General features: G+C 66.4%; 12 protein-coding genes and 1 riboswitch. Of the genes, 4 read left to right on the top strand and 8 right to left on the bottom strand.

Annotated features, from left to right (window positions below):
* Window positions 1-98: 98 nt before the first annotated feature.
* The 8 genes from glyA to AC1MCA_RS14670 form a co-directional block, all read right to left on the bottom strand.
* On the bottom strand, window positions 99-1409 hold the full coding sequence (gene glyA, locus AC1MCA_RS14705; protein WP_479798597.1) for a serine hydroxymethyltransferase: 1311 nt from the start codon (window positions 1407-1409) through the stop codon (window positions 99-101).
* Window positions 1406-1789, bottom strand: a complete 384-nt coding sequence (gene gcvH / locus AC1MCA_RS14700; protein WP_108598652.1) for a glycine cleavage system protein GcvH — start codon at window positions 1787-1789, stop codon at window positions 1406-1408. The genes glyA and gcvH overlap by 4 nt, the downstream gene beginning before the upstream one ends.
* 280 nt (window positions 1790-2069) lie before the next feature.
* Window positions 2070-3182 (bottom strand): glycine cleavage system aminomethyltransferase GcvT, encoded by a 1113-nt coding sequence (gene gcvT / locus AC1MCA_RS14695; protein WP_479798592.1) that lies wholly within the window; start codon window positions 3180-3182, stop codon window positions 2070-2072.
* Between the two features lie 11 nt (window positions 3183-3193).
* Window positions 3194-6046 (bottom strand): aminomethyl-transferring glycine dehydrogenase, encoded by a 2853-nt coding sequence (gene gcvP, locus AC1MCA_RS14690; RefSeq protein WP_479798590.1) that lies wholly within the window; start codon window positions 6044-6046, stop codon window positions 3194-3196.
* A 160-nt stretch (window positions 6047-6206) separates the two neighbouring features.
* Window positions 6207-6304: riboswitch (glycine riboswitch) on the bottom strand.
* A gap of 377 nt (window positions 6305-6681) precedes the next feature.
* Entirely contained in the window at window positions 6682-6834 is a 153-nt protein-coding gene (locus tag AC1MCA_RS14685) for an LPXTG cell wall anchor domain-containing protein (RefSeq protein ID WP_479798588.1), read from the bottom strand.
* A 17-nt stretch (window positions 6835-6851) separates the two neighbouring features.
* Window positions 6852-7967, bottom strand: a complete 1116-nt coding sequence (locus AC1MCA_RS14680) for a cation diffusion facilitator family transporter (RefSeq protein ID WP_479798586.1) — start codon at window positions 7965-7967, stop codon at window positions 6852-6854.
* Window positions 7964-8338: an ArsR/SmtB family transcription factor gene (locus AC1MCA_RS14675; protein WP_479798582.1), complete on the bottom strand. Its 375-nt coding sequence runs from the start codon at window positions 8336-8338 to the stop codon at window positions 7964-7966. The genes AC1MCA_RS14680 and AC1MCA_RS14675 overlap by 4 nt, the downstream gene beginning before the upstream one ends.
* A 12-nt stretch (window positions 8339-8350) precedes the next feature.
* Window positions 8351-9034: a PAS and ANTAR domain-containing protein gene (locus AC1MCA_RS14670; RefSeq protein WP_479798579.1), complete on the bottom strand. Its 684-nt coding sequence runs from the start codon at window positions 9032-9034 to the stop codon at window positions 8351-8353.
* A 302-nt stretch (window positions 9035-9336) separates the two neighbouring features.
* Here AC1MCA_RS14670 and AC1MCA_RS14665 point away from each other — a divergent pair, with 302 nt between their 5' ends.
* From AC1MCA_RS14665 to AC1MCA_RS14650, 4 genes are all read left to right on the top strand, one after another.
* Window positions 9337-11550, top strand: coding sequence for a heavy metal translocating P-type ATPase (locus AC1MCA_RS14665; RefSeq protein WP_479798577.1), 2214 nt, complete (start codon window positions 9337-9339; stop codon window positions 11548-11550).
* Window positions 11551-11732: 182 nt separating this feature from the next.
* Window positions 11733-12119 carry a hypothetical protein gene (locus AC1MCA_RS14660; RefSeq protein WP_479798574.1) on the top strand — a complete coding sequence of 129 codons (387 nt, stop codon included), beginning with the start codon at window positions 11733-11735 and terminating at the stop codon, window positions 12117-12119.
* Between the two features lie 61 nt (window positions 12120-12180).
* Window positions 12181-12813: a DUF305 domain-containing protein gene (locus AC1MCA_RS14655; RefSeq protein WP_479798572.1), complete on the top strand. Its 633-nt coding sequence runs from the start codon at window positions 12181-12183 to the stop codon at window positions 12811-12813.
* Between the two features lie 138 nt (window positions 12814-12951).
* The gene (locus AC1MCA_RS14650; protein ID WP_479798569.1) at window positions 12952-13425 is read left to right on the top strand and encodes a GNAT family N-acetyltransferase; all 474 of its coding nucleotides are present in this window, start codon (window positions 12952-12954) and stop codon (window positions 13423-13425) included.
* The last annotated feature ends 157 nt before the right edge of the window (window positions 13426-13582 follow it).

Raw genomic sequence — 13582 nt, 5'->3', positions numbered from 1 at the left:
GCCCACGCCGGCGGGGTTCCCTGGCCGAGCTTGCGAGGCTAGGGTGCCGGTGGGGCGCAGCACGCAGAGGATGTCAGTCCCACCGGCACGGGCAGAAGCTAGAGGCCCGGGTACAGCGGGTGGGCTGCGGCGAGTGCTTCAACCCGGTGACGCAACCCCGAAAGGTCCGCGCCGGCGTCGGCCGTTAGGGCCTCGGCGATGATGTCCGCAACTTCACGGAAGGCAGCCTCGCCGAACCCGCGGGTGGCCAGCGCCGGGGTGCCGATGCGGAGACCGGAGGTCACCATCGGCGGGCGCGGATCGAACGGGACGGCGTTGCGGTTGACCGTGATGTCGATCGCGGCGAGACGGTCCTCGGCCTGCTGGCCGTCGAGCTCGCAGTTGCGCAGGTCAACCAGGACCAGGTGCACATCAGTGCCGCCGGAGATGACGCTGATCCCCTTGGCGGTGACGTCCGGCTGGACCAGGCGCTCGGCCAGGATGCTCGCGCCGAGCAGCACACGTTCCTGGCGCTCCCTGAACTCCGGCGACGCGGCGATCTTGAAGGCCACAGCCTTGCCGGCGATGACGTGCTCCAGCGGCCCGCCCTGCTGGCCCGGGAACACGGCCGAGTTGATCTTCTTGGCGATGGCGGGGTCGTTGGAGAGGATGATGCCGCCGCGCGGACCGGCGAGGGTCTTGTGCGTGGTGGAGGTGGTGACGTGGGCGTGCGGCACCGGGCTCGGGTGAAGGCCTGCTGCGACCAGGCCGGCGAAGTGCGCCATGTCCACCATCAGGTATGCGCCCACCAGATCGGCGATCCGGCGGAACTCGGCGAAGTCCAGCTGCCGGGCGTACGCGGACCAGCCGGCAACGATCAGCTGCGGCTTGGTCTCCAGCGCCAGGCGCTCCACCTCGGCCATGTCAATGGTGTGGGTGTCTTCGCGGACCTGGTACGGAACCACATTGTAGAGCTTGCCGGAGAAGTTAATCTTCATGCCGTGCGTCAGGTGCCCGCCGTGGGCCAGGTTCAGGCCCATGATGGTATCGCCGGGCTTGATCAGCGCGTGCATGACCGAGGCGTTGGCCTGTGCGCCGGAGTGCGGCTGGACGTTGGCGAACTCGGCGCCGAACAGGGCTTTGACCCTGTCAATGGCCAGCTGCTCGGTGACGTCCACGTGCTCGCAGCCGCCGTAGTAGCGTTTGCCCGGGTAGCCCTCGGCGTACTTGTTGGTCAGCACTGAGCCCTGCGCCTGCATGACGGCGACGGCGGTGTGGTTCTCCGAGGCGATCATCTCCAGGCCGTTGCGCTGGCGGGTGAGTTCGTCGTCGAGCTTGACGGCGATCTCCGGGTCCAGCGTGCTCAGGTCCGCGTCCAGGGACGGGGAGATGACCTGCTCGAAGGCTTTGACTTCCGCGGGGGCGCTCACAGTTCGCCGCCGTTGGCTTCGGCGTACTCCTGCGCGGAGAGCAGCGGGCCTTCCTCGGTGACGGAGACCTTAAAGAGCCAGCCGGCGCCGTACGGATCGCTGTTGATCAGTGCGGGATCGGCGGCGGCGTCGTCATTGATCTCGGTGACCTCGCCAGTGACCGGGGAGTACAGGTCCGAGACGGACTTGGTGGACTCGATCTCGCCGCAGGTTTCCCCCGCAGTCACGGTGGAACCAACCTCGGGCAGGTCCACGTACACGATGTCGCCCAGCGCCTCAGCGGCCACAGCGGACACGCCAATCACGGACGGACCGTCGCCGTCAGTGGAGATCCACTCGTGCTCGACGGAGTACTTCAGTTCAGCGGCAACCTTGGCCATGTGTGTGTTTCCTTAAGTTTGGTGGTGGTCGGTAAGTAAGTGAGAAAGGGTTCGCCCTCAACCTGTATCAAGTGAGAGAGCGTTGGGCCAAAACCCACATCAAGTGAGAGAGCGTCCGCCCAAAACGCGCATCAACTGCCAGAGCGTCGGGGGTGGCGGGCCCCTTCGGGTCCCGGCCTCCGGCAGCATGCGTCTAAGGGAGCGTCACGTCCGCTCAGCGGGCGTCTTCGCGACCGAGCATGCAGAGGAGGTCGGACCCGACGGGCCAACGGACGCCGGACTACTTTTGGCGCTTGTAGAACGGGAGGGCGACGACCTCGAACGGCTCTGCCTTGCCGCGGAGGTCGATGTCCAGGGCGGTGCCGATTTCGGTGTGCTCGATGTCGACGTAGGCCAACGCGACCGGGTAGCCAAGCGTCGGTGAGGGCTGGCCGGAGGTCACTTCGCCCACCTGGACGCCGTCCTTGAGGACCGGGTAGTGGCCGCGGCCGGCGCGGCGTCCGAGGCCCTTGAGGCCGACGAGCTTCTGCTGGGGACCGGCCTCCTTCACGGCTTCCAGTGCGGCGCGGCCCACGAAGTCGCCTTCTTTGGACTTGAGCGCAACGACGGGGCCCAGGCCGGCGTCGAACGGTGAACGCTCGAGCGAGAGCTCGTTGCCGTAGAGCGGCATGCCGGCTTCGAGGCGGAGCGAGTCGCGGGACGCGAGGCCGCACGGGACGATGCCGAACTCGGCGCCTGCTTCGGCCACCTTGGCCCACAGGTCAGCTGCGGCCTCGTTGGGGATGAACAGCTCGAAGCCGTCCTCGCCGGTGTAGCCGGTGCGGGCCAGGATGACATCGTGCCCGGCGATGGTGAGCTCGTTGAACGCATAGTACTTCAGGTCCGTGACCAGCGGGTGCTGGGCCTGGTCCGTCAGCTTGAGCAGGATGGCCTCGGCCCGGGGACCCTGGACGGCAACCAGCGAGGTCTCGGCGGAGACGTCCTTGACGGTGACGTCGAAGTTGGCTGCGCGCTCTGCCAGGGCAGCGGCGACGATGGGTGCGTTGCCCGCGTTGGGGACCACGAGGTACTTCCCGTCGCCGAACCGGTAGACAATGAGGTCATCGATGATGCCGCCGTCGGGGTTGCAGATCAGGGAGTATTTGGCCTTGCCGTCCGCAACTGCGGAGAGCTTGCCCACCAAGGCGTAGTCCAGGAACGCACCGGCTTCGGGGCCGGTGACCCAGACTTCGCCCATGTGGGAGAGGTCGAACAGGCCTGCGGCCTTGCGGACCGCGTGGTGCTCGGCCAGCTCGGAGGAATACTTCAGGGGCATCTGCCAGCCACCGAAGTCGGTGAAGGAAGCGCCGAGCTTCTTGTGCTCTTCGTAGAGAGCGGTGTACTTCTCAGTCATGACAGGACCCTTCAGTTTTCGAATTCGGAGAGCGGCGGGCAGGAGCAGACAAGGTTACGGTCTCCGGCCGCGCCGTCGATGCGGCCCACGGGCGGGAAGTACTTGTCCTGACGGAGCGTGTGCACCGGGAAGGCGGCCTGCTCGCGCGGGTAGGAACGGTCCCACTCTGAAGAAACGACGGCGGCTGCCGTGTGCGGGGCGTTCCGCAGCGGGCTGCTCTCCACCGTGAAGTCGCCGGCGGCGACCTGGTCGATTTCCTGGCGGATGATGATCATGGCCTCGATGAACCTATCGATCTCGGCGACGTCCTCGGACTCCGTGGGCTCCACCATCAGCGTCCCGGCGACCGGGAAGGACAGTGTGGGGGCGTGGAAACCGAAGTCGATGAGGCGCTTGGCCACATCCTCAGCCGTGACACCGGTCTTCGCGGTGAGTTCGCGGAGGTCCAGGATGCACTCGTGCGCCACGAGCCCGCCCTCGCCGGTGTAGAGGACCGGGAAGTACTCGTTGAGGCGGGCTGCGATGTAGTTGGCTGCGAGCAGTGCGGACTTGGTGGCTTCGGTGAGGCCTTCGCCGCCCATCATCTTCACGTAGGCCCAGGAGATCGGGAGCACGCCGGCAGAGCCGAACCGTGAAGCGGAAATTGCGACGCCGTGGCCCTCTTCGTGCGCTGCCTTGTTGGCATCGCCCGGCATAAACGGTGCCAGGTGTGCCTTGGCTGCGACCGGGCCGACACCGGGTCCGCCGCCGCCGTGCGGGATGCAGAAGGTCTTGTGCAGGTTCAGGTGCGAGACGTCGCCGCCGAACTTGCCCGGCTGGGCCAGGCCCACCAGCGCGTTGAGGTTGGCACCGTCAACGTAGACCTGGCCGCCCGCCGCATGGATGGCGTCGCAGACTTCCCGGACGTCGGCGTCGTACACACCGTGGGTGGACGGGTAGGTGATCATGATGGCCGAGAGGACGTCCTTGTGGGTCTCGATCTTGGCCTGCAGGTCTGCGTGGTCGATGGTGCCGTCAGCGGCCGTGGCCACCACAACAACCTTCATGCCGGCCAGGACGGCGGAGGCGGCGTTGGTGCCGTGCGCCGAGGCAGGGATCAGGCAGACGTTGCGCTGCTGGTCTCCGCGGGAGTGGTGGTAGCCGCGGATCGCCAGCAGGCCCGCGAGTTCGCCCTGGGAGCCGGCGTTCGGCTGGATGGACACCTGGTCGTACCCGGTGATCTCGGCGAGGTCGGCTTCGAGGCCGCTGATGAGTTCGCGCCAGCCTTCGGTCTGGGAGTCCGGGGCGAAGGGGTGGATGGAGGCGAACTCCGGCCAGGAGATGGCTTCCATTTCCGCGGTGGCATTGAGCTTCATGGTGCAGGAGCCCAGCGGGATCATGGTGCGGTCCAGTGCCAGGTCCCGGTCCGAGAGCTTCCGGATGTAGCGGAGCAGCTGGGTTTCGGAACGGTGCGTGTTGAAGACCGGGTGCTGCAGGTACTCGGAGGTGCGCAGTACCGATTCGGGCAGTTCGAAGCCCTGCGCTTCCACAACGGGACCGGCGCCAAAGGCGACGACAACCGCTGCGAGGACCTCCGACGTCGTGGTTTCATCGACGGAAACACCAACGGTGTCCGCGTCGATGAGGCGCAGGTTGACACCCTGGGCTTCAGCGGCGGAGATGACCTTGGCGGCTTTGCCCGGCACGCGGACCGTGATGGTGTCGAAGAAGGTGTCGCTGACCAGTTCGCGGCCTGCCTTGACCAGCGTGGTGGCGAGGGCGCGGGTGTTGTTGTGGACGGTTTCGGCGATTGCCTTCAGGCCGTCGGGGCCGTGGTAGACGGCGTAGAAGGAGGAGACGATGGCCAGCAGTGCCTGCGCGGTGCAGATGTTGGAGGTGGCCTTCTCGCGGCGGATGTGCTGCTCGCGGGTCTGGAGCGCCAGGCGGTAGGCGGGGACGCCGGCGTTGTCCTTGGAGACGCCCACGATGCGGCCGGGGAGCGTGCGCTCCATGCCTTCGCGGACGGCCATGTAGGCGGCGTGCGGGCCGCCGAAGAACAGCGGCACGCCCAGGCGCTGGGTGGAGCCGACGGCGACGTCTGCGCCCTGCTCGCCGGGAGGGGTGATGAGGGTGAGGGCCAGGAGGTCGGCGGCGACGGTGACCAGGGCACCGCGTTCCTTGGCTTCTGCGATGACTGCGGACTGGTCCCAGACCCGGCCGGAAACGCCGGGCTGCTGGAGGACGATGCCGTTGATGTCGCCGCTGGGCAGTCCGTTGGAGAGGTCGGCGATTTCGACCTCGAAGCCGAGGGCTTCCGCGCGGCCCAGCACAATGGCGATGGTCTGCGGGAGGAGATCGGCGTCCAGGACAGTCTTGCCGTCCTTGGCGGTTTTGTTCTTGTTGGCGCGGCGCATCAGGAGCACTGCTTCGGCGACGGCGGTGGCTTCGTCCAGCAGGGAGGCGTTGGCTACCGGGAGGCCGGTGAGGTCCTGGACCATGGTCTGGAAGTTCAGCAGCGCTTCGAGGCGGCCCTGGGAGATTTCCGGCTGGTACGGGGTGTAGGCGGTGTACCAGGCGGGAGCCTCGAGGATGTTGCGGCGGATCACCGGCGGGGTCACGGTGTCGTAGTAGCCCTGGCCGATCATCTGCACGGCCATCTTGTTCTTGCCGGCGAGCTTGCGGAGTGCGGCGAGGACCTGGACTTCGCTGAGGGCGCTGTCCAGGCTGAGGGGGGATTCCTGGCGGATGGAGTCGGGAACGGCAACGTCCACGAGGCCGTCAACGGTGTCGTAGCCGACGGCTTTGAGCATGGTGTCGATGTCGGCCTGGCGGCGGGCACCGATATGCCGATCGGCAAAGGTGGTGGGGGACGACTGGACTGTCATGAAGGAACTCCATAATTCAGGTGGCGTGCTGGGTACGCCACATTGATTCGGGTTCCTCCCCGCTCTGTATTGGACCTGAGAGTTTCCGCCGCACCTGCTGTTCGCAGGGTGCTGCTTGCACCGTCGGTGAGCCCGTTGCCGGACTGCTTTCCAGAGTTGCCTAACCGCGGCGGTACGTGGGCCTGAGAGATTCCTGGGGAGGATTTGCTCCTACGGCGCCTGCTGAACGTACCGGCAGAACTCTCCCGCCGCAGATCAAAAGCATGCGTCACATCATCCGTGACACGCCTCACAGCTTAGCTGGGTTCCGGCCGGCCCGCAATTTTTCCGGCCGGGATCATCGTCACAGTCCCCTCCCTTCCCCACACCCTCTGGCACTTCCTGCCGTTTTTCCCGCGACCCTCTGGCACTTCCTGCCGCTTCTCCCCCAACGCTCTGGCACTTCGGATCAATCGGGGGGTGCCAGAGCGTTGCTCCACAAGCCACGGAAAGTGAAAGAGCGTTCCGAAAAACGCACATCAAGTGAGAGAGCGTTCCTCGAAAAGCGTCGGTAAGTGAGAGAGCGTTACGAAAAACGCGCATCAAGTGAGAGAGCGTTTGGGCAGGCAGGGCTTACGACGGCGTCAACGGCGGGCTCAGGTACGGGCTTTTCGCTTTATCCAGCCCCAGGCAGCCGTAGCCACCAGAAGCACCAGGCCGATGACGGCGAGCCAGAGCAGGCCCTCAATCACGAAGCCAAGGATCGAGAGAACAAGCCAGATGATAAGCAGAGTGATGATTAGTCCCATGCCGAAAGCCTATTCCATCAGCTGGGAGCCGGCCCGTTCCCGCTCCGCATGATTGGCACGACGGTGACAGAGCCGAGGTTGCGCAGGGTGCCGCGCGCCTTTTCTTCCAGGGAATGCGCGATGGCGGTGAACTCCGCCAGGTGCGTGCCGCCGTCGGCCGGGACCGTGATTTCAGCGTGCAGGCGGTGACCGCTCCACCGCAGCCGGGAGGAACTGCCCGCGGGCGCGTTCTCGGTGACCAGCGCGGCGAGCCGGTCCGAGAGGGCGGGATCGACGCCGTCCAGGAGCCGGCGCCCCACGTCACGGACGGTGCCCCACAGGAGCACGCCGATCGCCGCTGAGATGAGGAGCCCGACAATCGGGTCCGCGAGCGGGAAGCCCAGCCAGATGCCGATGACGCCCGCGACGACGGCGAGCGAGGTAAAGCCGTCTGTCCGCGCGTGGATCCCGTCCGCCAGCAGGGCAGCCGAGCCGATCCGGCGGCCTACACGGATCCGGTAGATGGCCACGAGCTCATTGCCGGCGAAGCCCACCAGGCCGGCGGCCAGCACCCAGCCCAGGTTGTGCACGGGTTGCGGCTCAAAGAAGCGGCGGATGGATTCGACGGCGGCCACCACCGCTGAGAGTGCGATCATGGCCACGATGAACAGGCCCGCCAGATCCTCGGCCTTGCCCAGGCCGTAGGTGAAGGTCCGGGAGGCCGGCCGGCGCCCGAGCACAAACGCGATCCACAGCGGCACGGCGGTGAGGGCGTCGGAGAAGTTGTGGACCGTATCAGCCAGCAGTGCCACGGAGCCGCTGATCAGGACGATGGCAAGCTGGAACAGGGACGTTGCGCCGAGGCCCAGCAACGAGATCTTGACGGCACGGATGCCCTGGGCGCTGCTTTCGAGGGCATCGTCCACCGAGTCTGCGGAATCGTGGGAATGCGGGATGAAGAGCTGCTGGAGCCAGCCTTTGAAGCCGGTGGCGTGGTGATGGTGGTCGTCGTGGTGCCCGTGGTCATCGTGACCATGGTGAGCATGGCTGTGATCCCCGTGGCTGTGGTGCGGATCCTGACCGTGGTGATGGCCGCCGTCGTGCGTTACCGAATGCTCGTGCTGGCCCCCGGCGCGGGCCGGCTCGTGGCTCACTTGCCGGCCTCCGGCCGGGCGTGGGACGCCATTCCGTGGCGCGGGGCGTTTCCCAGCGCGTGCTCGGCCTGGTGGATGGCGTCGGCCACCAGCTGCCAGGCGTGGCCGTCCTCCAGCCGGTAGAAGACCTTGGTGCCCTCCTGGCGGGTGGACACCATCCGCGCCAGCCGCATCTTAGCCAGGTGCTGGGACACGGCAGGGGCCGATTTACCGGCGATCCCGGCGAGCGCATTAACGGAGAGTTCGCCCTCGCGAAGGGCCAGGATCAGGCGTACCCGGGTGGCATCGGCGAGCATCGCGAAGACTTCGACGGCGAGCTCAACGTACTGGCTGTCGGGACTGAGGCGGGAAGCCTGCGTATCTGCATTCATACGCAGATACTGTCACTTCAGGGCAGGCGATTCAAGATGATGGTGCCGGCGCCCACGATGTTTGGCCTTAGCGGTCCTTTCCCGGGCCTGCATTTCGTGGATGGCCGCATCAAGTTCGGCGGGCCCTTCAGGCAGATCGGCCAGGCGCAGGATCTCGGCCGCCACCGCCGCGAGCTTCACGTTGCGGTGGCTGCTGTGGGTGACGAGCAACTGGAAGGCTTCCTCGGATCCGACCAGCAGCCTGCCCATTAGGATGCCGCGGGCCTGGTCAATGACGCTGCGGGTGGCCGTGGCCGCGGCCACCGCATCGCGGGCTATCTGATCCGTCTCCCGCCGCAGAGTGGAGGACAGGTCCAGCATGATGCCCTCCAGCGCAGTCACCTTACCGTCCTTGTCCTGGATCGCATCGCCGGAGGTCAGGACATGGCGGATCTGGCCCTTCGCGTCGGTTATGCGGTGGTACATGCAGAAATGCCCGCCGGTCTGCAGGACTTTCGCCGCGATCTCCTGGCACCGCTGCCTGTCGTCGGGGTGCTTGTGGGAGTACAGGAGCTCCAGTGTGGGCACCACCTCACCGCGCTGGTAGCCATGTATCTGGAACATCGTGTCTGACCAATGCAGGATCTGCGATGGGAACTCCGCGCGGAAAGTGCCTGCCAGGCACGGGCCGTCGCCAAGGGCACTGGAATAGGTCATTGGGCTGTTGAGCCTGGGCATAAGGGCGCCTCCAAACAATATCCGGCCACCGCCATTGGTGACCAGAGTGCAGCAATCCCCCAGTATGGGCATGAACCCGGCCGCATTGGTAGCCAGTGGCCCCTCATTTGCGGATCCTGGGGCGCCGCGAGAGGCTTAAGGTCCTTGACTTACATACCCCCTGGGGGTATCTTCAAAGTGTTGTCAGTGACGTGGTATGTCCCGGCAGGCGCCAAAGCACCAGCCTTCACAGCCGTTCAACCCCAGCACCCATTGATCTTCTCCGAAGGAATGGAACTGACATGCGAGAAACCCAGCACCACGACGACGCCGGGATCCCGGCTGAGGGGGGCGCCGCCGTCGGGCATGCGGGGCATGCTGCCCACGCGGGGCACACCGCCCACGCCGGGCACGCTGCACACGGAACCGTGGCAGCCGCCGCTGCCGCCGACATGCACTCCCAGCACGGCGGGCACCAGCCACAGCATGGGCACGGCCCTGACGACGACCACGCCGTCCACACGCACGGGCAGCACGCCGGCCACAGCACGGCCATGTTCAAAAACCGGTTCTGGCTCACGCTCGCCCTGTCCGTTCCGGTGGTCTACTTCAGCCCCATGGTGGGCCACATACTGGGCTATATGGCACCCATGTTCCCGGGCTCGGCCTGGATCCCGCCGGTGCTGGGAACCGTCATTTTCCTCTACGGCGGCCAGCCGTTCCTCAAGGGCGGCGTCCGCGAGCTGAAGGACCGTCAGCCGGGAATGATGCTGCTGATCGCCATGGCCATCACGGTGGCGTTCGTGGCGTCCTGGATCACGAGCCTGGGCATCGGCGGCTTTGACCTGGATTTCTGGTGGGAGCTCGCCCTGCTGGTGGCCATCATGCTGCTGGGGCACTGGATTGAAATGCGGGCCCTCGGCTCCGCGCAGGGCGCCCTGGATGCCCTTGCCGCGCTGCTGCCCGACGAAGCCGACCGCATCACCGCCGACGGCACCGAAACCGTCCCCGTGTCCGAACTCCGCGAAGGCGATACCGTCCTGGTGCGCTCCGGCGCCCGCATGCCGGCCGACGGAACTGTGGTGGACGGGCAGGCCGAATTCGACGAGTCCATGATCACCGGCGAATCCAAAACCGTCCCCCGCGCCGTGGGCGACTCCGTGGTGGCCGGGACCGTAGCCACAGATAACAGCGTCCGTGTCCGGGTCACCGCCGTCGGCGAAAACACCGCCCTGGCCGGCATCCAGCGCCTGGTCGCCGAAGCCCAGGCCTCATCCTCGAAGGCCCAGGCACTGGCCGACCGCGCTGCGGCGGTCCTGTTCTACTTCGCCGCCGGAGCAGGTGTCATCACCTTCATGGTGTGGACCCTGCTGGGCAGCGTGCCTGACGCCGTGACCCGGACCGTCACCGTGCTGGTGATCGCCTGCCCGCACGCCCTGGGCCTGGCCATCCCGCTGGTCATCGCCATCTCCACCGAGCAGGCAGCCCGCGCCGGCGTCCTCATCAAGAACCGGATGGCGCTGGAACGCATGCGCACCGTCGACGTCGTGCTCTTCGACAAGACAGGTACCCTGACCACCGGCGCGCCCGATCTCAAGGACATCGCTGTGACACCGGGCGTGGACCCGGACACCCTGCTGGCCCTCGCCGCCGCCGTCGAATCGGACAGCGAACATCCCGTGGCCCGGGCCATCGTCCGCGCCGCCCGGCAGCGGAACCTGACACTTCCGCCCGCCACCGGGTTCAGCTCGCTGACCGGGCGTGGCGTCCTCGCCAGCGTGGACGGACGGCCCGTCCACGTCGGCGGGCCCGCGCTGCTGCGCGAGCTCCGCGTCGTCGTGCCTTCCGCCCTGGCGGCCACGACGCGAGGGTGGATGGACCGCGGTGCCGCGGTGCTGCATGTCATTGACGACGGCGGCCGCGTCCTGGGTGCCGTGAGTCTCGAAGATGCTGTGCGGGCTGAGTCGCGGCAGGCCGTGGCGGCCCTGCAGAACCGCGGCGTGAAGGTGGCCATGATCACCGGCGACGCGCACCAGGTGGCCCAGGCCGTTGCGGAGGAACTGCACATCGACGAGGTGTTCGCCGAGGTCCTGCCCGCGGACAAGGATAAAAAAGTCGCTGAGCTGCAGGCCCGCGGCCTGAAGGTGGCCATGGTGGGCGACGGCGTCAACGACTCCCCCGCGCTCGCGAGGGCCGAAGTGGGAATCGCCATCGGCGCCGGAACCGATGTGGCCATGGAATCGGCCGGCGTGGTCCTGGCCGGGAACGATCCGCGGGCGGTCCTGTCCATGGTGGACCTCTCCCGTGCCAGCTACCGGAAGATGTGGCAGAACCTGGTGTGGGCCACCGGCTACAACATCTTGGCCGTGCCGCTGGCCGCCGGCGTCCTGACCTTTGCAGGCGTGGTGCTCTCCCCCGCCGCCGGTGCTGTCCTGATGTCCGCCTCCACGATCGTGGTGGCCCTCAACGCCCAGCTGCTGCGGCGGCTCAAGCTGAATCCTTCTGAGGTCCGATGACCCCCCAACGCTCTCTCACTTCCCGCAGGTTTTTCCCTGACCCTCTCTCACTTCCTGCAGGTTTTTCCCTGACGCTCTCTCACTTGCTGCGGGTTTTTCCCGGACGCTCTCGCACTTCACGCTTCCTTCAGCGGTGCGCCCTGACAGCGGGACTCCTTGCGGTAATCGCCGGGATCTTCGGCATGCACGTGATGACGGCGAACCACAGCACCCACGCCGACGGCGCCGCTCCGGCGGCGGTTGGGACCGCCGTCGGGCATTCCCACGCTGAAGTGGGGCACTCGCACGCTGAGGATGCCGACGGCGGCCACGCGGAGCATGCCGACGGCGGTCACGCGGAGGAGCATCCCCAGGCGGCCGGCTCCTGCGCGGGTTCATGCCACGACGCGCAGGAATTCGGGGCGTCCTGCACACCCTCAGCCAACACCGGGTCGCCGACGTTGTTTGCGCCCCAAGACGCCGCTACCTTCCTGCGGGCCGTCGACGGCGCGCGCACTGACCGGCTCAGCACCTACGCCTATCTGCCCCCAGGACCAACGCCCTGCGAACTGTCCATCAGCCGTACGTAAACCGGACTGCGCCGCGTACTCAAACCAAGCACATTCCCTTACGCCTTGAAGGACATTTCAAATGAACACGAAGTTGAGAAGCATTTCGATCGCCGCTGCCCTGGCGGCCTCCCTCGGCCTGGCCGGCTGCACATCCGGCTCCAGCCCCGCCAGCGGAAACAGCATGCCCGGCATGAACCACGGCAGCTCAAGCCCCATGGCCAGCATGATGCCGGACGCCAACGCCGACCATAACCAGGCGGACATCATGTTCGCCCGGATGATGATCCCGCACCACGCCCAAGCGGTGGAGATGAGCGACATTATGCTCGGCAAGCCGGACATCCCGGCCGAAGTCACCAGCCTGGCCACCCGGATCAAGGACGCCCAGGCACCCGAAATCGAGACGATGACGGGCTGGCTGAAGGAATGGAACCAGCCCACGGGAATGATGGACGGCACCACCATGCCCGGCCACTCGATGGGCGGCATGGTGGACGCGGACGGCGTCAACAAGCTCAAGGCTGCCGAAGGCACGGAAGCGGTCCGGCTCTTCCTCACCCAGATGATCGGCCATCACGAAGGCGCCATCACCATGGCAGAGCAGGAGATCTCAGCTGGAAAGTACCCTGAAGCCATCGAACTCTGCCGGGCCATCGTGACCTCCCAGGCAGCGGAGATCGTGGAGATGAAGGGGCTGCTCGCGGGCCTCTGACCCTCCCCTGCCCCGGGACACTCCCGCGGGACCCTCTGGCACCAGATGCGCCTTTTCACCGGACCCTCTGGCACCAGATGCGACCATTTACCGGACCCTCTGGCACTTGATGCGAGAGGGTCCGGTAAATTTCTGCGGGTGATAAGAATCGACCACGATGACCCCGCCCGCGAGGACGTCCACCAACTCCTGAGCGAGCATCTGGCAGACATGTTCGCCACCTCGCCGGCCGAAAGTGTGCACGCACTGGACCATTCGGCACTGACCGGGCCGTCGATCAGCTTCTGGACAGCGCGGGAAGACGGCGAGCTCCTGGGATGCGGCGCGCTCAAACTCCTCAGCACCCCACTCGGATCAGCCAAACTCGGCGAGATTAAATCCATGCGCACCACGGAAAGTGCGCGGGGACGCGGCGTCGCCACTCTGATGCTCACGCACATTCTGGCGGAGGCCCGGCGCGGTGGCTACGGGCACCTCTACCTTGAAACGGGGACCGAGGAGTATTTCGCTCCGGCACGGCGGCTTTACGCCAGGAACGGCTTCACCGAATGCCTGCCCTTCGCGGATTATGTGCTGGATCCGAACAGCGTGTTCATGGAACTCCGCCTGTAGGGGGAGTGAGAGAGCGTCCCGGGAAAACCCACATCAAGTGAGAGAGCGTCCCGGGAGAACCCACATCAAATGAGAGAGCGTTTGGGGGGTAGGGGGAATCGTGGGTGCGGGCGTGTTAAGTTGAAAGATACGTCTGGCCGCACCGGTCCGGCGTCCC

The organism is Arthrobacter sp. BK1 (assembly GCF_056680055.1).
This window is presented reverse-complemented; position numbering and strand designations above follow the sequence as displayed.